The following is a 22,186-nucleotide window of genomic DNA, read 5'->3' as shown; positions in this document are numbered from 1 at the left end:
GGGTCGCTTTGTAATCCCTGCAGGAATGTGCAAGGGCGGAGCCATGCACGTCTTTATCCGCCAGAACCCCCCTCCCGGTTCGATTTCTGTGTTGGTTGCACCGGGTTTTCGGACAGACCTTGCGAAACCGGCAAGCGGATGCAAATGCGATGGGTCCGGAGAATCAGACGAGCCGCAGCCCCATGTAAAGCGTCTCGGGTTTCGGGTCGTCGTTGTATCGTGGGATTTCAATGAAGCCAAGCGAGCGATAGAGCCTGCATGCGGACTTGAGTTCCGGCTCGGTGTCGAGCTTCATGAGCGTGTAGCCCCCCTGCTTTGCGAATCGGATGAGTTCTTCGCAGAGCAAGCGTCCGACCCCCCTGCCGCGGGTTTCGGGTTTGGCGTAGAGGCGCTTCATCTCGCAGATGCGTTCGCCGGGGCTGTCGTGCGGGGCGGGCTCGATCGGGCGGAGGGCGACGCAGCCGACGGCGGCCTCGCCGTCCATCGCAAGCAGGATGCAGCCGCGCGGGAGCGCGTACTTACCCGGGAGTGAACGGAGTTCTTCTTCGAGATTCTGCTGAGCGAAGCTGGCGGCGCAGAGATAGGCGATGCTTTCGGAATACTCGCGAAAAAGACCCTTCGCTTGTTCTAGCTCCGGTGGAATTGTCGCGTAAATGCACTTGATCATCGCAACACTGCCATCAAATTGAAGGCGTCACTGCTTGTGGTAGTCTCCTGCGAACTCCGGGAGAGCGTGTCATGTTTTTCTTTGACGGGATAGTTGACTGGTGGGCCTCGCTTCCGTTGTGGGTGCGATACGGCGTTGCGATCATCATTCTCGGCATCAGCGCGCTCGCGTTGCTCAACGGCCGACTCATCCTCTGGGGATGGGGGCTTGGAGTCGCGTTCTTGTTCCTCGCGGGAAGGTCTGATTCCGAGAAGCGGGGTTACAACTTCTAAAAACGATTACTGCCCGTTGATGACCGTCAGGCATTTCGCAGCGACGTCGCCGAGCGGAACGATCTCGCCTTTGCCGGTGTCTCGCCGAGTCTTGTACTCGACACCCCCCTGTTCGAGCGCTTTGTCACCGAGGGTCAACCGGATCGGGATACCGACAAGATCGGCGTCTTTGAATTTCACGCCGGCGCGTTCGTCGCGATCGTCGATCAGCACGTCAACTCCCTTGCCGACGAGCTCGCACGCGATCTTTCCGGCGACTTCACTTTGCTTTTGATCTTCCGGCTTCATGAGCGTGATAAGCACGTGATACGGTGCGATCGGCGCGGGCCAGGCGATCCCGTTCGCGTCGTTGTTCTGCTCGACGCACGCCGCCATTGTGCGGCTGACGCCGATGCCGTAGCAGCCCATGATCACGCTCTGCTTCTGCTGCTGCGCGTTCAGGATGGCGAAGCTCATCGCGTCGGAGTATTTCGTTCCCAGCTTGAAGATGTGGCCGACCTCGATACCGCGGGCGGCGACGAGCTTCGCGCCGGGTGAGCGGGGCGACGGATCGCCTTCCTTCGCGTTGCGCAAGTCCCCCACTTTCACTTTCGATGCATCGTCGAGCGCCGCTCCGACGTCGCGACGCCAATTGAAATGCTTCCCGTGATAGTCGGCCTTGTCGGCGCCAGTGGCCCAGAAGCCGCCCATCGAGGCGTCGCTGTCGATGAGGAGTAGCGTTCCGGGAACGGAGTTGACCGTCTTTGGCGATACATATCCGATCGCAAAGCCTGCGGCACGCGCCGCCTTCTCGTCCGCCATCGCGATCTTCTTGAAGCCGGAGAGCGCTTTGACTTTTCCTTCGTTCACGTCTTGATCGCCGCGCACCGTGGCGATGATCCACTTGATCGACGTGCTTTCGCCTTCGCCGACGCCAAAGACAATCGTCTTCAGCATGCGCTCGGGCTTCACCCCCATCGCCTTCCCGACTTCATCGATGCCGGGGAGATTGGGCGTGTGAACCTCGGTCCATTCACCGGTCGCGGGCTCCTGAAACGTGCCGCGCTGGCGCTCGCCGATCTCGCACTTTTCCATGTTCGCCGCGTAGCCGGTCACCGGACATTTGAGAATCGTGTCTTCGCCGCTGGCGCAGTTGACCATGAACTCGTGGCTGGCGCTGCCGCCGATCGGGCCGGACTCGGCTTCGACGGCGGTGAAATCGAGGCCGCAGCGCGTGAAGATGTTGGTGTACGCGTGGTACATCGCGTCGTACGCCTCGTTCAGCCCCCCCGCTCCTTCCACGCTCATGTGGAACGAGTACGCATCCTTCATGATGAACTCGCGGCAGCGGAGCAACCCCGCGCGCGGACGCGCTTCGTCCCGGAATTTTGTCTGGACTTGATACAGGTTGAGCGGGAGTTGCTTGTAGCTCGCGATCGAGCCCTTCATCAGATCGGTGATGACTTCTTCGTGGGTCGGCGCGAGCGCGTTCATGCGACCCTTGCGGTCCTTCACGCGGAACAGGTTGTCGCCGTAGTCCTGATCGCGCTTGGTGCCATCGAAGAGTTCGAACGGCTCGAGCGCCGGCATCAGCATCTCGGTCGCGCCGGCCCCGTCCATTTCCTCGCGCACGATCGCGCCGATCTTGTTCAGCACGCGGTGCGCGAGCGGCAGGTAGTCGTAGATTCCCGCGCCGACCTGGCGGATAAATCCGGCGCGATGGAGCAGGATGTGGCTCGGAGTTTCCGCATCGTTTGGCGCTTCGCGCGTCGTCGGAATGAGCGACTTGGTCCACCGATGACAGACACCGGAACGAACGGAAGAAACGACCGACTTTTTCGCGGCGGAAGCCCCCGCGGGCTGCGTGTTTGACAACATAGGCCCGAAGGTTAGGCGGAAGTCGCGCTCGCGCTCCGAGCGGGCGACCACCCAAGGCTCTGAAGCACCGGAATCCAGCGCTCGGCGCGCTGCAACGCGTGCTCATCCTTCGGTCCGGCCCCCCACCACCAACAGAGTTCGACCGGCACGTTCATGTCGATCACGAGATCTGCGATCTGCTTGTCGGTGAGATCGGCAAAGGGAGTATCGACTTTGATTGCGGGCTTTCCGTGTTCGGCGCTGTCGAGGCTGGCGAGCCGAGTCACGAGCAGAGCGCGATCGACGGCGCGCGCGATCTTCTCGACATCCGGAGCCCCGGGGAATTGAACCGGCCAAACAACCAGATCGCAGCCGAGCTGCGCCGCCTGGTAAGTCGCGCCGATCAGGTTGAGCGTCTCGCTCAAACCCGCTCCAAAAGAACCGTGAGCGCCGGGACCGCGGAGTTCCCCGCGAGCTTCGGCGACATCGAGTTCGTAGAGCTTGGCCTGCTTTTCGATGGACTGGCGGCGTGACCGATTGGTCTCGTCGCCCACGGGCATGAAGAGCACGATCGGTTTGGCGGCCTTCTCATCGCCGCCTGCGCTCACGATCGCCTCTCTCGCTGCGGCACATGCCACCAGCGAGGCGAGTGAACCGTCGGAAATCACAAGAGTCCGTGAAAGTGACGCCGGGTTGCTTGAAGATGTCCCCATCGAGTGAGCCCCACCAGGCTTCATTCGCTTCCGTCCGTCGACCGGAGCCCAGAGCGCCGGAGAAAGCGATCAGCCATGATCGCATACGTTCCCCGTGCGCAGGGGTTCCGCGTGGAAGCGTTTTCGGCTGTTACGGGGCCTGAGAGTAAAACTTTGAGGCATTCTGCTTGAGCGCCGCAAGATCTTCCTTGCGCACGTACATCATGTGGCCGGACTTGTAGTAGTTCATGCGCACGTTCTTGCGCAGCGCCGGCTCCAAACCCATGTGGTCCACGGTGTACTCGCTGGCGAAAAAAGGCGTCGCCAGATCGAAGTAGCCGCACTCAATCGAGATGCGCAAATAAGGATTCCTACTGATCGCGCCCGAGAGTGTACGGCTGACATCGGGATACGACGAATTCGAAGGGAACTTCCAGGGGCGCACGCGCCCGGTCAGGATCTCGTAGTTGACGTCGGACTCGAATTTCAATTCGCCCCGCACGTACGCGTTGAGGGCGGCGGTGTACGGGCCGAGAATCGCGGCGTAACTGGGGTCGTACTCGGTCCGGTCCGAGACGTCGTTGACGTCGTAGCCGAGGTAGCGGCTGTCCAGCCGCCCCACCGTCCGGCCCTCATCGCGCAGCAACTCCTTTGTAAACGAGTAGATGGGCACGCGAAGATTGCTGCGGAGGATGTACTCCTTGCTCAGGCCGATGAAATCGGAGAGTCGCTGAGCGATTGATTCCCGTTCTTCCTTCGAAAGCCCGTCGCCCTTCGCGAGGGCGAGCAGGTAATCGTGCCCGGCGAATTCCCTCGCTTGCCGCAGCGTCGTCTCGAGTTCCTGATCGAACGGAGGCTTCAGCTTCTTGTGGTAAAAGGCGGTTGCGGAATACGTCGGCAGGAACAGCCAGTATGCGTCGTCGTTCGCGGCGTCGAATGAAAGCGTCTGGAAGTTGAGCACCATCGAGATCAGGGTGATGCCGTTCAGATAGATCCCGAGTCGATCCTGCAGATCACCCGAGAGTGCCGCGGCACGGGTAGTTCCGTAGCTCTCACCCGCGAGAAACTTGGGGGAGAGCCAGCGGTCGTTGCGGACGAGCCAAAGCCGGATGAAATCAGCGACGGATTTGGCATCTTCGGTTAGTCCGTGAAACTTGCTCGCGTCCTCGCCTTCCGCGGCTCGGCTGAAACCGGTGCTGACGGGGTCGATGAAAACCAGGTCCGTGAGATCGAGCCAAGACTGGTCGTTGTCAACGAGCGTGGCGGGCGGAACAGGAGCCTGACCATCGTCACCGAAGACGACTCGGCGCGGCCCCAGCGCGCCCATGTGAAGCCAAACCGAACTGGAACCCGGACCTCCGTTAAAGGTAAAGGTGACGGGTCGCTTCGATTGATCAGGGCGAACCCACTCTCCGTTGGAGCCGGACTTCTCGAGCTTCTCGTATGCGATGTAGAAAATGCTCGCTTTGCTCTTGCCGAAGTCATCGACCTGAGGCATAAGACCGGCGGTCGCCCGGTAATGAATCGTCTGGCCACCGATGGTGATGTCGTGCTCGGTCACGACGGGTGCCTTTTCCGAGTCTTTCGAATCGTCTTTGACTTTGACGTCGGGCTTCTGATCCGGCTTCTTGTCGCCCCCTTGTCGAGCGATGGAAAGAGGACAAAGAAGAAGTGCGGAAAGGGTGAGAATCGGCCAATAGATCTTCATGGCTGCATCGTACCGAAAAGGATCACACCGGCTGTAGCGGGAACGCTTTGTCCGATTCGTGCTCGGCTCCAGCAGAAAGCAAGCGGCTACGGACAAGCCGAATCTCCGAAATCACGAACTTTTCGGGAGCGAGCCGCTCGGCGCGTCGATTGATCGACTTTCCCGGGAATCTCGCGAGGGTGAAATGCGGCAGGAATTCGTCGCGTTTTGAAGATCGGAGCGCGAGCCGTCGTGCGAGTCGTCTTTGCAATTCCGCGAGAGAGGACGGCAACGAAGTCACGGCCGCGAGCAATCGAGGAGGACCGCGCTCCGGAAGCATTTGTAATTGGCGGGCTTCCACCTGCGCTTCGCCGATGCCCGCGGTCGCGGCACGGATCGACTCGCGGATCTCGGGAAGATCGCGCTCCTCGCGATCGCCGAGAAACACAAGAGTCAGGTGAACCTGCTCCGGCGTCGAGAGCCTGACATCGGTCGGGAGAAGCGAGCGGGCGCTCGCCAACCACGCCTCCACGATCGGGAGCGGCGGATACGCGGCGACGAAGAGCCTCAAGGTGCGGCTCATGGCTGGGATCAGAAATTCGGCGTCGGAGCGCGAAACTGCTCGAGATCCAGACCTCGGAAGTATTCAATAGTCTTGGTCAACCCCGCCTCGAGCGGAATCTTTGGCTCCCAGTTGAGCTTGGCCTTCGCCAGCGTGATATCCGGTTGGCGCTGAGTTGGATCGTCCGCGGGGAGCGCCCGGTGCGTGATCTGGGACTTTGATTCGGTCATCGCAATGATGGTCTCGGCGAGCAATTTGATGCTCATCTCGTTTGGATTGCCGAGATTCACCGGACCGTGGAAGCTGTCGGGTCCGTTCATCATCGCGATGAGACCATCGACCAGATCATCCACATAGCAAAAAGCACGGGTTTGCGAACCGTCACCGAAGATCGAAATATCCTGCCCTGCGAGCGCCTGGCGGATGAAGTTGCTGACCACCCGCCCGTCGAAAGGGTGCATACGCGGCCCGTAGGTATTGAAAATCCTCACAACCCGAATGTTCAATTTGTTCATCCGCAGGTAGTCAAAGAAAAGCGTCTCGGCGGCACGCTTGCCCTCGTCGTAGCAGGCGCGCGGCCCAATCGGATTGACGTTGCCGCGGTATGCCTCCGCCTGCGGATGCACTTCCGGATCGCCGTAGACCTCGCTCGTCGAGGCCTGCAGAATCTTGGCGCGACAGCGCTTGGCCATGCCCAGCAGATTGATCGCGCCGAGAACGCTCGTCTTCATCGTCTTGATCGGGTTGTACTGATAGTGCCCGGGCGCGGCCGGACACGCGAGGTTGTAGATTTCGTCCACTTCGAGCCAGAGAGGGTGGGTGATGTCGTGGCGGATCAGTTCAAAGTTCGGTTTTCCAAGAAGATGCGCGATGGTGTTCTTCTGGCTGGTGAAGAAGTTGTCTACACATATGACATCATGGCCCGCCGCAACCAGCCGATCGCACAGATGCGAACCCAGAAAACCCGCGCCGCCCGTCACCACGATTCGACGAATCTTCATGCTGGCCTCTCCGTATCCGGTTTATTCATGGCAAGCTCATCGGCCGCTCGAGCGGCGGCCTCGCAGTTCTCCCGCAGGTGTTCCGCGTTCGTCGTCCCCACGATGACGCTGCAGACACCGGGAAATGCGAGATTTCGCGTCATCGCTGATCGAATGGGATCGGTCCCGAGTTTGTCGAGATGACCGCTCGCGAGCGCTTTTTTGACCAGTATTCCTACGCCGCGCCCCGCGGCACTGTTCACTGCGTCTCTCATCGCCGCCTCGTCGCCGATCTCGAGCATCAGCACATCGGCCCATTCGATCGCCCGGGCGACCCCGGCAGCGGACTTGAGCGATGCGCCGATCGTGCGAACCTTGCCTGCTTCCTTCGCGCGGCGGAGCGCGCGGATCGCCCCGTCGAAACCGTCCTTTGAGGTCTCGGCGACTCCGTCTGAGTGAAGCAGAACGCTTCCGAGCTGAGGCAGCGATAAGCGCTCAAGGCTGCGATCGATGCTCTGTGCAATCGAATTCTCCGAAAAATCAAACACCGAAACACTCCCGGTCCAGTGCTCGCCCGCTTTCGTAACAACGAACCAAGGATGCTTGCGATGCTTCAGAAAGCGTCCCAGCCTCTCTTCACTCACGCCGTAGGCCGGAGCGGTATCCAGAACACAGATACCGACTTGCTCCGCGGCATCAAGCAGCGCCGAAGCTTCGGCGTCGCTGGGAAGCATCGCCCGGCCCGGGTATTTCAGGCCGGTCGTGCGGCCAAACTTGACCGTCCCGAGGCCGACGATACTCAACGTGATGCCCGTCTTGCCGAGCGGTCGCGCGACCATCTTCAGTGTTGAGTTTGCGCGTGAGAGTGCCAAGGAATGGAAGCGTAGACGGGGCGATCGGAGTGTCCGATGTCTCCCAATTCCGAACCGGACGGCTCGCAGATAGATCGAACGACTCCGAGCACCTCCTCCGCCGCGGCGGGCGCCGTCACCAGCTTTGTAGGCCACACGGCTATCGCATTTGTGCCTGCGATTCGCCGCACGACCGGCGAATCGGGCCTTTTGCCCGAGGAGCTTTTCCCTTCAGCGCGGGCGATTCGCAGCGTTCGGAATTCCCAATCGTCGAAATCGAGTTTCGGAAAGCAATGGCGGAGCTCGGCACGCGCCGCTTCGATCTGCCCGTCAACGTTTCGGGACACGCCGCTCTCGGCGAGTTCACCACCGAGATACCAGGTGATCGCGCCATCTGCTTGGGCGCTGGTAATTGTCAGGCGGGGCTTGTCAGAAGCCGCGGCGATCCAGTGACCAAAGAGCAATTCGGGCGCGCCGCGTCCAAAGACCATGTGCAGATCGCGCCGCTGCATCATCTGCTCCGCGGGTTGGCCGAACAATCGCAGGAGCGCTTCGTTTCCTTCTCCGGCGCACAGCACGACTGCGCCGGCCTCAATCTTCGTGCCTCCCCACCTTAAACACATTCCTGATGAAGCCGCGGCGATCGTCTCGACTTCCGCAGAAACAACCGGGCCATTTGCAGCCCCGAACAACGCTCGGAGCGCCGAGATCGGCTCGATCACCCTTTCCGCAACGCAATAGACGGCTCGTCCGCGAGCATCGAGAAGGGACGGGATATCAGCGGAGCGCGCCGCTTCCACGTGACTGGTCAGCACTTTGGATGCGATCGCGCCCGTCAATTTCGAAATGATTCCGGAATCGGTCCACATCAGCATCGACTCTGAAACGATGTCAACCCCGCAAAGGTTGGGACCGCCGGCCCCGGACATCGCATCATCCCATGCACGAGCCGACGCCTCCGCAGCGGTCGCGGCGTGGGCAGCGTCAGGTCCCAGCGCGTATTTGACGCCTCTGTGAAGAATTCCCTGCGACGCCGCGGTTTGGCCGTTGCCGAGCCTGGACTTTTCCAGAAGCACGGTGCTGTAGCCCGCGTTCTCGAGCTTCCAACGGCACCAGAGACCGGCGATGCCTCCCCCGATGATCGCGATATCCACCCGAGCTGTGCTCAACCGGCCGATCTCCACATGCAGCAATTATTGAGGCGCCGGCGGAATCTTCAGGACCTGACCCGGCCGCAATTCGTCCGCGCGACTGAGCACCTCGCGATTGGCTTTTAGGATGAAATCTATTTGCCTGATTGTTCCGTAGTACTTCTGGGAGATTCCCGTCAAGGTATCGCCCCGAACGACGGTATGGGTCCGCGTCGCGGTGGGTATTTCCTCGCTTATCGTGGGTGAGCGTGGCGTGGGTTTGCCTTGAATGTTCGCGGGATCGCGGGGGATGCGCAGAATGCGTCCGGCCTTTATCCGCGTCGGGTCCACGAGCGGATTAGCGTTTGCGATCACATCGGCCTTGTTTCGACTTCCAAAATACCTGAGTGCGATCGACGCAAAGGTATCGCCGGGCTGAACCGTGTAGTCCAGGAACTCGGGAGCAACGACTCCTCCGCTCTCGGGCCGCACGGGCTTTGGCTCCGACGCCGTTTCTGCTTTCCTGGATGGCATCGGAAACGGATCGGTGGGCGGCAACCGGGGTTTGGGATTCCCGTTGTCCGCAAGCCGCTCGGTCTTACCCGTATCCGCTGTGCTAAAGCTGATCTTCGCTTCGGTGGGAGTCCAGAGCCAGAACACGATGATCCAAACGATCACCAGGCAGAGCAGCCCTGCAGCAATCTTTCCGCCGTGGTGATCCACGACCGGCCTCCGTGGGCGCCATTGCCCAATCGCCCGCACCCGATAGACGCTCCCCAGCAAGCCGACGCCGAACTAGCGCGTCACGAGAGCCGTCCCGGGAACCGGCTGGACCTGTTCATCGGCTTTCCGGCGTTTGCCGGACCACACCAGCGGAGCGGCGACACCGACCGAGGAGTAGGTTCCGACCAGCAGGCCGACGGTCAAGGCGAACGCGAACGCCCGCATGCCTTCTCCGCCGAGCACGTAGAGCGCAATGCAGGAGAAAAGCGTGGTTCCGCCGGTGATCACCGTTCGGCTGAGCGTGTGGTTCACGGCCGTATTGATCATGTCGTAGTCCGCCTCGGCGCTCTTTCCCTTGGTCTCGCGGATGCGGTCCATGATGACAATCGTGTCGTTCAACGAGTAGCCCGCGATCGTGAGGAGGGCCGCGATCATGTTGAGGTCGATGCGGAATGGAAGGAGCCCGAGTGATTGCGCGATCGGTTCTGTGGAAGAGTGGCGATAGAGCACCTGCGACAGCGCGAGGCAGGAGACGACCACCACGACGTCGTGCACCAGAGCGATCAGTGCCGCGACGGAGAATCGCATGCTCTTGAATCGGAACCAGATGTAGATGGAAATCAGCGCGAAGCTCAGCGTCGTCGCGACGATCGCCTGGGCACGGAACGATTCCGCGATCGCCGGGCTGAAGATCACGACGCTGGCCGGGGTCTGCGCCTCGGTCAACGCTGCCTCGACGAGCTTCCACTCGCGCCCGGCAAGCTGATCTTTCCACTTTTCTTCGTTATCGAATACCTTTAGATTCTCATCGGCAACGACGACGACGGCGGACGTCAGGGCGCTCACGTCCGGGGAAGTCGCGATGACCGCCCGCTTGCGTGAAAGCGTGTCGGCAAAGTCCGGACTGCCTCGCGTCGCTTCGAGGCGTGACTGCAACGTCGCGAGCGGAATCGGCGGAGTGATGTCGTTGAGAACGATCGCGACACCGCCGATCGAATCTCCGACGTTCTTTCCCTGGGGAAGTGTTTCGCCGATGTTTGAGCCGAGGTCGCCGGTGAAGATGCGATGGACGGGCGCGTCGGCAAAGTCGGACGCCGAGCCCGCGAATTTCAAGGCCGGCTGCTGCTCCATGACATCCGTGAAGCTGTCCACGATGGCTTCGAGAATCTGATCGCTCTTCGTGGAAATGGTCTTCACGGCAAACCGCCAGCTCGTTACGCCGTCTTTTTCCGGATCGATGGGGAGCACTTCGGCGTTGAGCAGTTCCCGAAGAGGACTGTCGACGGGCGCGTTTTGTCCGATCTGCGCGATGCGATTCTGGACTTCGGGGCGCGTGAGCGTCACGTGTTCTTCCGAACCCGGCGACTTCGGCTTGAATTCCAGCGTGACGGCGGTGCCGCCGCGGAATTCGTTGTCGAGCATGTCGTTACCCTGGAAGAAAACAAGACCAAGGCCGATGACGACATATGTTGCGGAGAACGCAAAGAAAAGCGGACGGAGCCGGAGCCAATCCACGTTCGGAGTCAGCGCCCGCTGCAAGCCCGGCCAGGCCAGCGGCAGCATGTTGACTCGCTTCCAGCCGAGGCCCAGCAGGATCCCGAAGAGAATGCGGCTGAATATCAGTGCACAAAAGAGTGTCGAAACGACACCGATTCCCATGGTGATCGCGAACCCGCGAATCTCGGCGGTACCGGTGTACGCCAGAACAACGCAGACGATCAGGTTCGTCACGTTGCCGTCGAAAATGGAGCTGAAAGCCTTGTCGAAGCCGATGCGGACCGCGGTTTTCGTGTCCGCACCCCGCAGTATTTCTTCGCGGATGCGTTCGTACACCAGCACGTTGGAGTCAACGGCCATGCCGAAAGTCAGGATGATCGCGGCGATACCGGGCATGCTGAATGCCGCGTGGTTCATCGACAGCGCCCCGAGTACCAGAGTCGCGTTGGCAAACAAAGCGAGCACGGCGACGAGGCCGGCGCCGAAGTAATAGACAACCATGAACGCCGACACGACGACGAGCGAGACGACGCCCGCCTTGAACCCCTTTTCGAGGTTGTCGGCGCCGAGTTCAGGGCCGACCGAACTCACGCTGATCGGTTCTGGGCTGAGCTTGGCTTGCAGCGAGCCGGCCGCGAGAACGCGGATGATGTACTGACGTTCCGCGGAGCTGAATTCGCCGGTGATCTGGCCGCTCTTGCTGATGGCCGAATTGAGCGTGGGCGCCGTGTACACCTCGTCATCGAGGAGTACCGCCATCCGCTCTTTCACATGGTTCTTCGTGAGTTCGCCCAGCTTGGTCGCGCCGCGCGCATCCATCACAAAGTCGATCGCGGGCACGCCTCTTGGGTCGCGTCCCTCCTGGGCGCGCGAAACGCCCCAGTCACCGTCGGCTTTGGTCAACCGGCTGCCCTTGACATCCCAGACCAGCATGTAGTACTGGCCCTGATACTCCTCAACGACGTAGTTTCGCGTCCGGAAGAACTCCGCCGGGTTGGACTCGAGGAAACGCAATTCCGGTTCGTTGTGATACCAACCGTCGATCTGATTGATGCGAGCCCACATCGTCTCGCGGGGCTTGGCGCCCCGAGGGCCCTTCTCCCGCAGCTCTTCACGCACCTGCGCTTCATCGGGCAGGTGGCCGGGATCGACCGTGATCCGAAAACTCAAAACGCCGGCGCCCTGAAGCATGCGGATCAGGTCCTGCGGGTCATCCAGCGTCGTGCGTTTCTTCGCGTATTTGGCGTAAGCCTCCAGCACCGCATCGAGCTGATCTTTCGCATCCGGGTACGACTCGCGGATACGGCTGAGCGCGTGCTCTCGAGCGCTGGGCAATTCGATTCTCTGCCCGCTTGCATCTTCGATGCTGCGTTTGCGGTCGGACAGATTGAGCGCCTGGCGTATCTCCGCCGGAGGTAACACCGTCGCGAGCGCGGCCTTTGTCGTCTCCTCCACTTTCAATTCGGCTTCGCCGGCTTTGTCCACCAGAACGTCGATTTCCGAGACCGGCGCGTTGGCGGTCTTTGCTTTCTCGATTTCGCTTCGCAGGAGCGCCGCTTCGTCGTGCTGCGCGACCAGCTTGTTCAGCAGTTCCTTGCGCTTCGCGTTGCCTTCCGCCAGCTCCGAGATTCGCTTGCTTCGCTCGTCACCCTTGAGCGATTCCAATTCGGCGATGCGTGCGCGCGTCAGAGTCGTCCGTCCGAGCCTCCGCAGTTCGTCCTCGAACTTCGCCTTCAGATCCTTGACCTCTTCGCGCGGAAGCGGCATCGAGATTTCGATTCGATCTCGGCCCTGGCTCACCATCGCAATTTCGAGCAGCCCGTCGGGATCGACACGCTCTTTCAGAATCTTGATCGTGTCGCTGATAACTTTCTTTGCGTCTTCATCCTGCCCGATCTCGACTTGATAGATCAGTGTGACGCCGCCGGCGAGGTCCTTACCGAGGCGCAGCTTCTCCCCGGGCGGATAGGTCTGCCAGGCGAAGAACACGATGAGCGCAAGAACGATGCAGAGGTTTCTGTAGAGTTTGCCCATGCCAGTCCCGAATCCGATTCCGTGTCGCGTGGAAGTACATCCCCACGCGATGAGTTTTCATTGGTTGAATCAGCGAGTGCCCGCGCCGACCGCGGCGGGCTTGGTCTCAAGCGATGAATCCGCTTTGGAATTTCGGGATGACTTAAGGATTCCCTGCACCGCCGACTTCGCGAAGCGAATCTTGCCTTCTTCCATCCGCACGACGAGTTCGTCGTCGCGGATTTCGGTCACCACGCCGATAATGCCACCGAGCATCTGAACCGTGTCGCCCTTGCTGAGCGACTCGTTCATTTCTTGACGCTTCTTCTTCTCTTTGCGACTGCCGTTCCATGTCGTAAAAATGATGAGGAGGAGCATTCCTCCCATCAGGTAGAGAAACATCGGATCAAAGCCGGCCGGACGAGCGGCTGTCCCGGCTGGAGCGGTTGCTCCGGAAGGTTGCAAAGACTGGGCCTCGCTCGGCGCCGGCTTGCTCGCACTCGGAATCCCGAGCGGCACGAGCGCCTGGTTGCTCGGCGCCGCATTCTGCGTGGCGGGCGCGCCGCCCGCCGTGGCATCTGAGTTTCCGCCTTGCGCAAGAATGAATGTCGAATACTGCTGCATCTGCATCACCATCATGCTCCAACGAGGCGGGCCGCCGATCAGGGCTGAACCCTGCCGAAAGCGACCCGAACAAGGAATTGGAAGGGTAGCCGGACAAATGACATTTGTCGGCCCCGCTCACGGCCCGAATCCAAAACAACTATCCCCACATGCGGCGGCCGGTTCGCGGGGAAGGGCAGCAAAATCGCTTTCACTCCGGCGCATTCTCGGGCTCGCGCGCTTTGGAGACCGGCCAGTGATTCTCAAACCAAGACCAATCGTCCGAACCGATTGTCGCGCGCAGATCGGCCATGAACCTTTGGAAGTGGCGGAGATTGTGGAGCGTCACCAGAATTGGGCCCAGCATTTCTTCCGCCATGAAGAGATGCCTGATGTATCCGCGCGAAAATGAGCATTCGGTTCCTCCGGCACACGCGACGCAATCGCAACCGAGTTCGATCGGCGACAAGTCTTCGGCGTATCTGGCGTTTCGCAATCGGATCTGGCCGCGCGAGGTAAAGGCGTTTGCATTCCGGCCGTTGCGGGTCGGAAGCACGCAATCGAACATGTCCACACCAGAGCGCACCGCTTCGTAGAGGTCTCGTTCGTATCCGACCCCCATCAAGTAGCGCGGCTTTTCATCGGGGAGCAACGGGGCGGTGAATTGAACGATCCTGGCGATGTCTTCGGCGCTCTCGCCTACCGCGACGCCGCCGATTGCGAAGCCCGGACAATCGAGGGCGCAAACCCGCTCGGCCGACCACCTTCTACGGTCCAGATCAGTCCCCCCCTGCACGATACCGAACAGTCCTTGATCTTGCGTGCGTGCATGCGCTCGGATGCACCGCTCGAGCCATCGCACAGTTCGCTCGTTTGCGAGATCGAGCCGCGCGATGTGGTCGTACTCGCGATTCTTCGCGTTTCTCTTGGAACTATGTCGCGTGTCCCGCTTCACGACGGACGTGAGCCGAGCCTGACTCGGACGTTCGACTCTCGGATCGATCGAGGGTGGACAGTCATCGAGCGCCATCAGGATGTCGGGCCCGAGCAGATTCTGCACCTCGACGGCGCGCTCCGGGGTGAACCGGATGGTAGCTCCGTCGACGATCGAACGGAATGTCACGCCGTCGTCGTCCACCGTATTGGTTTCGCTCAGGCTATAGGCCTGATATCCACCTGAGTCGGTGAGAATGGGCCGTTGCCAGTTCATGAAGCGATGGACGCCGCCCAATTTGGCGACGAGCTCCGGTCCCGGACGCAGGAGCAGGTGATAGGTGTTGTTCAGCAGAATCTCGGCGCCGGTTGCCTCGACCTGCGCGGGCAGGATTCCCTTCACGCTCCCCTTCGTCCCAACGGGCATGAAGGCGGGCGTTTGAAAGCTGCCGTGCGGCGTCGAGACGACTCCCGCGCGTGCGCCGCAAACCTTTGACCTCGCCCGGATCTCAAATCCGATCGGACTCTTCATGCGACATCATTGTTGCGTCGAGCCCCGTCTCCAACGGAGCAATGATTTCGGCGCGATCTGAGTCAGACGCCGCGACCGCGCAAACGTTCCGTGTCGCGGGCCAGAACTCGGCGCTCTTTCTCCGTCAGGCTTGAAACGCCGCTGACTCGCACCTTTTCGAGGATTCTGTCCACCTCGACATCGGAGTCGGCGCCGCTTCGAAGCCAGGACCAGCCGCCCCCCTGCTTTCGCGGTTTTTGCGGCTTTCTCGAATCCGAAAAGACATCGAAGAAATCCTGCAAGAGGTGCGCATTTCGTATGAAGAAGTAACCGGCGATCGCGCCGCCGAGGTGCGCGGCTTCGCCGCCGGCGTTCTTTGCCCCCATGAACAACTGGACCATGGAGAGCACGACGAACCCGTACGCAAACGTCCGCATCTTGAGAGCGATCGGGGGGATAATCAATTGAACAACGGTTTCGGGCTCGATCTTGGCGCATGCCATGATGACGCCGAAGACGCCGGCGGAAGCGCCGATCAGAGGCGTGGTCGTCATGTGGAAAAGCAGGCCGGGAACAGCGGGCAAGCCCATTGCGTACGCGGCAATCCCGAGCAAATTCAGCAACAAATACAGGACGCCGCCGAAAATGCCGGTGACGAGATAGAAAGCCAGATAGCGTTGCCCGCCGAGATACCTCTCCACCGTCGGGCCGAAGACGTACAGACCCAGCATGTTGAAGAACAGGTGCATCACGTTGGCGTGCAGAAACTGGAACGTGATGAACCGCCAGACTTGTCCCTGCAGGATCGTCGCGGTGGAAAAGTGCCCCCAACCTTCCAGCGGCCGCTGCACTGTGTAGTAGGCAGTGCCCACAACCTGCTGCGTGTCCCGGTCAAAGAGCGGACGAATCAGTTTCATGTCCGGAGTTGTCACCGCAGACCGGTCCGCCTTCCCTCCGTTGGGAAGATAAAACTCACGCGCTTCAACTCCGTCTCCGGCTCCTTCAACCCCGTAGAGCAGCGGAACGCCGGGCCGCAGCCAGAACGCGCCGATGACAAATATGGCGACGTTCACCGCGATGATCCACGTGTTCACCGACCAGAATCGCAATCGCCCGAACACCGCGGGGGTTCGATCCCGTTCCCATGCATATTGCCGATCAGCCAATCCCATCCATGCCTCGGTTTCTGAACCGTTCCTCGTTGAGAACCGGCTCCGGGAAAATGCGCAACTCCGGTTCCGAATGAATCAACCGTCCGCAGTCACTTTATCGGCGTTCACCCTTTGGAGTTCTGACCCCCGGAAAAAACCTCGGCAATGACTCCCGGCTTCACAAAGAGGAGCAGGCCTGCAACCTGCGCCGGTTTCAATCGAAACGCCCGGCAAACAGCGCGTCGATACGCCTCGATCTGTGCTCGATACGCGCCCATCGCATCTGCGATTTCCTCCTTTCCCACATTATCCGTTTTGAAATCGATCACTTCGGCCCAGGCGGGTCTGTCCTGTTCAATCCCCACAACCACACGATCGACTCTCCCTCGGACGAGACCTTGGTCGTTCCAGGCGAGCGGCCACTCACGCAACACGCGCAAAGTCCCGGACCGGTTTGAATAACGTTTTCTGGAAAGCGCGGCGCCGATCGGGCCGCGCAGAGATTCTCGCAGCAGCTCTTGTTGCTCTCGGCATTCCTGATCGGTGCAACCCAATCTCTCGGCCGTCGCCGCGAGCTCGCGATCCGATGCTTTCCAATCCTCCAACCATTCCACGCTCTCCATCCAGGCGTGCCAAAGATCGCCACGGCGTCTCGCACCGAGATTCGCCGTCGGCTCGCGGAGGATTGCCCCGGCGTCGCGCGATTCCGATTTCAAAGACGGAGCCGCTCCCGGGCGAGTCTCCCGCCTTTCCAGCGATAAACTGAGCTTACAGGAAACGGTCTTGCCGACCGGCGCTTCTCGGGGGGACAAGCGTTCTCTGTTCTTCGCTTGGTGCTTCCAGCAAAAGAGTTCGGCGGCCTGGGCGCCGAATGCGGGCCCTCCGACCGCGGCGCGCAAAACCCTCGCGCTCGATAATTGCTGCCGTGGCTGCTGCTCGTTCATCACGATCATCTCGAGCCGGCGTTTCGCGCGGGTCATCGCAACGTACAGACCGCTGATGGCTTCGCGGATATTGCGCGCATGCCACCGGTCCGCCACAGCCGTGAGGTCCGAATGACATGCCTGCACGGCCGCGTTGGGCCAGAGCGAGACTGCCCGCACCGGCGCGAGCGGGTCGGATTCGCCTTCCTCCCCGCGATCGACGACAACCGCGGGAACGCGTCCCTTCCAGCGGCGTTCCAGGTCGAGGAGCACCACCGCATCCCATTCGAGGCCCTTGGCCTTGTGAACCGTGAGCACGCTGACCTCTCCCGCCGACGCATCCACGATCGCGGTCTCGTGCACCAGGCGAATGAACTCGGGAATTCGCCCCCGAGGCTTTGCATCGAAGTCGAGCGCGATCCGCTCGAGATGTTCGAGCCGCGACGAGGCGCGCGCGGAGAGTTCGGCACCCAGATCGTCGCGCAGCCACTCAATCAGTCCCGCGATCCCATCCCGCGCAATTCGCGCTCGGATGTCGGAGGCCACACGCGTTGCGACCGAAGAATCGAGAGGTGAATTCATGCCGACAATGCGCGCCAGGGCTGATTTTCCGACATGAAACTGCGAGGCACTGTCGCCGGGGTGTTCGGCGAGCTGAAGCAGGCTGACAACCGCGCTGACGCATCCTTCGTCCATCAGCGGATGACCGCGCTCCTGCGCCGCCAGAATGTCCGCCTTCTTCAGCCGGTGTATCACGCCTGGAATCACGCTGTTCGTTCGCGCGAGAATTGCGATGCTCCAATCGGGATGTGCCCGATGGATTTCTTGTACGCGCTCGATCGCACGGTCTGCGACCAGTCCCTGGGCATCTTCACCATCGCCCGCGAGGCGGACTTGCTCGATACGCGCAAGCCCATCACTGTCAAGGGCGGCGGCGTGCGGATGGAAATTCGCCGCCCAGCGCTCCGCGATTCTCGAATAGTCGCCGAGCGCAGGATTCGACCTGATTGACCCGAACACATGGTTCACCGCGTCGAGCACGGCCTGCGAGGAACGCCAACTCTTCGCGCGGGTCTCCGGTGAGCCCAATCGCAGCCGCGAGCTCAGCCCCTCGAGCAACTCCGGCACCGCGCCGCGCCAGTTATACAGCGACTGCTTCACATCGCCGACCGCAAAGAGTGATCGACGAGCGCCCACAGATCCGGCGCCGCTCGTGAGTTCGCGAAGAAGCGGTTCGAGCACGCGATACTGCACGCGCGACGTGTCCTGAAACTCATCCAGCAACAGGTGATCGACCTGACCGTCCATGCGGTAAGAAACCCACTCACTCTCTTCCGGGCTTAGCGCGAGCATGAGCCGCGGCAGATCATCAAACGTCACACCGTTTTCCGCTCGCTTGGTTTCCAGATACGCGCTGTCGAACGCCTGGATCAGTCCGCCCGCGGCACGCGATGATTCCGCCAGCGCCGACGCAATGGCGGCCGTGCCGTGGCGAGCAAGTTTCAACAAGATTTCTCGCATCGCCGCAGGAATTTGGCACCTCGAATAGGGTTTCCCTTCGAGCGCGGCTTTCGTGACCGTCTGATCCAGAAACCTTTCCCAATCGCGACTTCGCGCGGCACTGGCGAGCTCATCGCGCGCTCTTGCGAATCCCTTGTGTGGCGAGCCTTCATTGGTCAACACGGGCGGAAGCGCCCCGAGAGCCGCGATCTGTGCGCTGATCGATTCCGAATCGAGAACTGCGGATTCATCTCCTCGGATCACGCCCCACTTTTCGGCGGTGCCTCCGCTGTCAACGAACGCATCGTGGAGTTCGATCGCACGGCGGATCAATTCGGCCCGCGGGCGCATCGGCAACCCGCCGTTATTCATCGATTCGATGATTCGCAGAAGCGCCCTTGCCTCTACCCTTGAGCAAAGCAGATCGATTGCCTGTTCACGCGTTTCGTCAACCTCCACTTCATCCAGAATCCGCCATCCCGGTGTCAGGCCAAGTTCCGAGGCGCCGAAACGACCTATCTCCGCGAAGTACGAATCGAGCGTTTGAACGCGAACGCGATCGATGCGGCGTGCCAAACCGAGCGCCAGCTCGCGCGCCTCTTGCGGAGTGCAACCGAGACTCCCCGCGGCGACATTGTCTCCCTTGCTTGCCCCGATCAATCGCTCGAGTACTTTGGCGAACATCTCGCCCGCGGCCTTGCGCGTGAACGTTGTTGCGAGGATCTTGTCGGGCAATCCGCCCGATTCGAGGAGCGCCCGCACGTAGCGACCCGCGAGCTCAAACGTTTTTCCGGAGCCCGCGGAAGCGAGAATCACAGAGGCGGGAGCGGTCATTCTTCGACCTCCTCCGGGTCCGCTTCAAGCAGCGTCACTCCGCAAAGTCTTGCGATCGCGCCTTCTTCAAACGGATCATCGCCTTGCTCGAATCGTTTTCTGAGCACACGCTCCACGATCTCTGCCGCGAGGGCCTCGGCTTCCGCGTACTGATCCTTGTTCCAATCCGCGAATTCGACACGTCCGTCGTCGCTCTTTTTGGGAAGCAGGAAGTAGCCCGCGCGGGCGCCATTCGGAGCCAGCCCGCTGGCACGCAACAAATAGACGTACAAAGGCAACTGCAGATCGATCCACTTTTTCGATTTGAGATGGACCTTTCCCGGCTCTTTTGCGGTGTCGCCGGTCTTGTAGTCGAGAACCAGCCATTCTTTCTCGCGTCGATCAACCCGATCGAGACGGGCTTTCAGCAGGATCGTTCCACTCGGGGCCTGGATCTCGATCGGCTTTGGGGCTTCCCACTCAGTCGCGTGAATCTCCCAGCCATCACTCGCATGCGATGCCTGAACGCGAGCAAATGTTCGCAGACGACGCCTGGCAACCTCAAGCTGAATGTCTCGTACACCCGAAGACTTCTGCAACGGGAGCTCGGCAATAGCCCGCTCGAATTGCGAGAGCACCCACTCGGCGATCGCGGCCTCCCGCCGTTCTGATTTCGCTTCTCCCGAGCCGAAGTCTTTCAGAATCCGATGGAGCAACGTCCCCATCGTGCCCGAATCCGACTCGGCGTCGGGCTCGTCCACTTCCACGAGTCGCGCGACGTGCTTGAGAAAGAATACATACGGGGAGCGGATGTATTCTTTGAATGCGGTCGCACGGACGGCAGACGGCAGTGCGATTTCGTGCAATGGCGCCACGGGAAAACCCACACCGGGCATCCGATCCTCGTTCTCAGCGCCGCCATGCTTTTTCGCAAGAAATCGTGCCGCCTCTGGGATCCCGCTCGTCATGCGCTCAATCCGATCGATCGCTTCACCATCCTCACAACGAAAGAGCATCCGGCTCGGTTTCAGCGGATTTCCTTCGTTGTCTCGCTTCGCGCAGATGAACCAGACACCCGCGCGCGTCTTCGCCTTGTGTTCTCGCGACCGGATCAACCCTTCGAGCAAGAATGCGTCGCGCTCGGCACGCGAGCCGCCGGTCGCCATTCCCAGTTCGGCTCGCACGCGATCCGGCAGGAGCGGGTCTTCCACTCGTCCCAAGGGGATCGCTCCTTCGTTGAATCCGACAACGACCACAAACGGCGCACGATCGACCGCGGCCTCAAGCCATCCGAGGACCTCGATTTCGTCCCGGCTCGAAGCCGCCGCGATTCGCGCCGCGCGGATGGACTCGAGGAGCAATTCGATCCATCTCCACGCGGGCATCGCCCCGATCATCCCCGCGGCTATTCGCACTTGTGCGATCGAGTCCGCGATGGCCTCCAAGGCCTCTGCTTCGCGATCCGATTGATCTTCGCCACCAAGCGCTCGATCAACAAACCCGATGATCTCGTCCAGTATCAGGTCGGTTTCGCGCTCGGCACGGTCTTCGGCGCACAGCGGGCCAAGCAACTCCTCGACGGCATCCGCAACCTGTTGCAGGTCTTCCTGCAGGCTGCTCGCCGGAGCCCCCGGATTCAGGATCGCCGCGGCATCGACTTTCGCGACCCAATTCTGTGAGGGCTGCCTGCGACGGACAATCCACCGCTCAACTTCGGGTCGTTTGACAATCGCCGCAAGCGATTCGAGGGTTCCTTCCCGAAGGTGCTCGCCCGCGGCGACAAGCAGTTTCACCACGGAAGCCCGACCGATCTCTTCTCCAGAGGCGTCGTGAAATCGCAACCCATCGACCCCCCGTGCCGCGAGCGCGAGATCTCGCGCCCAGGACGGTTCCGGAGCACAAACGCTGACATCCCGGGGCGTCAGCCCTCTGTGCTGTTCGGACCACGCTGCGATCCGTCCGATGGCGCGATCGGCGCTCGCTTTGGTGTCGTCCGCGATTTCAACCATCGAACGCGGGATGGAGATTCGCTCCCGCGAGATATCGCGACGCACACAACCGTCCTCGTCGAGCCAGCGGTTCTCCGATTCCGGCCCGAACACCAGAGCGGAAACAACAGCCCGACTCCGCTTGATCGCGGCGCGCGAGGCAGCGTCGAGTTCCGCCAATCCGACAAGGACGATTTCGCGGACGGTCGGCGTAATCTCGCAATCCGCGGCACGGAGTTTCGCCAAGTTTGCCAGATTCGAATCTGTCAGTCGCCTCTCACTCAGCAGCGATTCGTACGTGTGGCGGCAGCGCTCGATGATCTCCCATCTCTTCGAATCACCCGTTTGCTCGAGAGCGCGGCACCGTTGCGGCACCTCACCGGGCAGGATCAATTCACGCGCCAATTCTCCTGCCGTGGAATCAAGCATGGCACCGAGCCGCACCCACTCGCCGATGGCATCATCCAACGGCCGGCGCCGGTGCAGTCCTTCGAACTCTTCGGCTCTCAATTTGCGCAGCGCGATTCCCCAGGCCATCGCTCGGACAAGCGAAGGAGCCGTTTGGGTAGATTCCAGGAGGAGCGCGCCGCACAATTCTCCCGGTGTCGCAACGCGACCCGGCGAAACCCAGAACTCCGTTTTTTCACCGATCCCGACCAGCTCCGCCATCAGCTCTCGTCCGAATCGTCGACCCGGCACGACGATCAGCGCTCCGCGACAGTCGATTCCGTCTCCCAATTCGTGCGTCTGAAATCGAGTGGCCAGCCACGCGGCCGCACTTTCGAGCAACGATCGATCCCACCCCATGAATACCTTTTGAACCAACGGCTTGACACTCCCTTTTCGCCGCAGCC

16 protein-coding genes are annotated in these 22,186 nt (G+C 61.0%); 1 reads left to right on the top strand and 15 read right to left on the bottom strand.

The genetic code is table 11. The features are described 5' to 3' along the window. Positions 1 to 163: 163 nt before the first annotated feature. Positions 164 to 667 carry a GNAT family N-acetyltransferase gene (locus tag KF691_08490; GenBank protein MBX3389478.1) on the bottom strand — a complete coding sequence of 168 codons (504 nt, stop codon included), beginning with the start codon at positions 665 to 667 and terminating at the stop codon, positions 164 to 166. Between the two features lie 71 nt (positions 668 to 738). On the opposite strand from KF691_08490, the gene KF691_08485 reads away from it, so the two are divergent. Further along, on the top strand, positions 739 to 939 hold the full coding sequence (locus KF691_08485) for a hypothetical protein (protein MBX3389477.1): 201 nt from the start codon (positions 739 to 741) through the stop codon (positions 937 to 939). Positions 940 to 945: 6 nt separating this feature from the next. On the opposite strand, the gene KF691_08480 is transcribed toward KF691_08485, so the two are convergent. From KF691_08480 to KF691_08415, 14 genes are all read right to left on the bottom strand, one after another. Next, the gene (locus KF691_08480) at positions 946 to 2,796 is read right to left on the bottom strand and encodes a proline--tRNA ligase (protein MBX3389476.1); all 1,851 of its coding nucleotides are present in this window, start codon (positions 2,794 to 2,796) and stop codon (positions 946 to 948) included. Positions 2,797 to 2,807: 11 nt separating this feature from the next. Next, positions 2,808 to 3,488 carry a hypothetical protein gene (locus tag KF691_08475; GenBank protein MBX3389475.1) on the bottom strand — a complete coding sequence of 227 codons (681 nt, stop codon included), beginning with the start codon at positions 3,486 to 3,488 and terminating at the stop codon, positions 2,808 to 2,810. Between the two features lie 130 nt (positions 3,489 to 3,618). Next, positions 3,619 to 5,175 carry a hypothetical protein gene (locus KF691_08470; protein ID MBX3389474.1) on the bottom strand — a complete coding sequence of 519 codons (1,557 nt, stop codon included), beginning with the start codon at positions 5,173 to 5,175 and terminating at the stop codon, positions 3,619 to 3,621. Positions 5,176 to 5,197: 22 nt separating this feature from the next. After that, complete coding sequence (gene thpR / locus KF691_08465; GenBank protein MBX3389473.1) at positions 5,198 to 5,737, bottom strand: RNA 2',3'-cyclic phosphodiesterase; 540 nt, start codon at positions 5,735 to 5,737, stop codon at positions 5,198 to 5,200. Positions 5,738 to 5,745: 8 nt separating this feature from the next. Further along, positions 5,746 to 6,717, bottom strand: coding sequence for an SDR family oxidoreductase (locus KF691_08460; protein ID MBX3389472.1), 972 nt, complete (start codon positions 6,715 to 6,717; stop codon positions 5,746 to 5,748). Next, on the bottom strand, positions 6,714 to 7,568 hold the full coding sequence (locus KF691_08455; GenBank protein MBX3389471.1) for an aldo/keto reductase: 855 nt from the start codon (positions 7,566 to 7,568) through the stop codon (positions 6,714 to 6,716). The genes KF691_08460 and KF691_08455 overlap by 4 nt, the downstream gene beginning before the upstream one ends. Beyond that, the gene (locus tag KF691_08450; protein ID MBX3389470.1) at positions 7,538 to 8,716 is read right to left on the bottom strand and encodes an FAD-binding oxidoreductase; all 1,179 of its coding nucleotides are present in this window, start codon (positions 8,714 to 8,716) and stop codon (positions 7,538 to 7,540) included. The genes KF691_08455 and KF691_08450 overlap by 31 nt, the downstream gene beginning before the upstream one ends. A gap of 24 nt (positions 8,717 to 8,740) precedes the next feature. Further along, positions 8,741 to 9,400 carry a LysM peptidoglycan-binding domain-containing protein gene (locus KF691_08445; GenBank protein ID MBX3389469.1) on the bottom strand — a complete coding sequence of 220 codons (660 nt, stop codon included), beginning with the start codon at positions 9,398 to 9,400 and terminating at the stop codon, positions 8,741 to 8,743. A gap of 72 nt (positions 9,401 to 9,472) precedes the next feature. Further along, positions 9,473 to 12,931, bottom strand: a complete 3,459-nt coding sequence (gene secD, locus KF691_08440) for a protein translocase subunit SecD (protein ID MBX3389468.1) — start codon at positions 12,929 to 12,931, stop codon at positions 9,473 to 9,475. A gap of 69 nt (positions 12,932 to 13,000) precedes the next feature. Further along, on the bottom strand, positions 13,001 to 13,549 hold the full coding sequence (gene yajC / locus KF691_08435) for a preprotein translocase subunit YajC (protein ID MBX3389467.1): 549 nt from the start codon (positions 13,547 to 13,549) through the stop codon (positions 13,001 to 13,003). A 175-nt stretch (positions 13,550 to 13,724) separates the two neighbouring features. Further along, complete coding sequence (locus KF691_08430; protein MBX3389466.1) at positions 13,725 to 14,978, bottom strand: queuine tRNA-ribosyltransferase; 1,254 nt, start codon at positions 14,976 to 14,978, stop codon at positions 13,725 to 13,727. 62 nt (positions 14,979 to 15,040) lie between these two features. Then, entirely contained in the window at positions 15,041 to 16,051 is a 1,011-nt protein-coding gene (locus KF691_08425; protein ID MBX3389465.1) for a rhomboid family intramembrane serine protease, read from the bottom strand. Between the two features lie 182 nt (positions 16,052 to 16,233). Beyond that, complete coding sequence (locus KF691_08420; GenBank protein ID MBX3389464.1) at positions 16,234 to 19,365, bottom strand: UvrD-helicase domain-containing protein; 3,132 nt, start codon at positions 19,363 to 19,365, stop codon at positions 16,234 to 16,236. Continuing rightward, complete coding sequence (locus KF691_08415; GenBank protein ID MBX3389463.1) at positions 19,362 to 22,121, bottom strand: PD-(D/E)XK nuclease family protein; 2,760 nt, start codon at positions 22,119 to 22,121, stop codon at positions 19,362 to 19,364. The genes KF691_08420 and KF691_08415 overlap by 4 nt, the downstream gene beginning before the upstream one ends. Positions 22,122 to 22,186 lie beyond the last annotated feature (65 nt).

Source organism: Phycisphaeraceae bacterium (assembly GCA_019636555.1).
Lineage (GTDB): Bacteria > Planctomycetota > Phycisphaerae > Phycisphaerales > UBA1924 > JAFEBO01.
The sequence above is the reverse complement of the archived record's forward strand: the minus strand, read 5'-3'. Positions and strand labels throughout refer to the sequence as shown.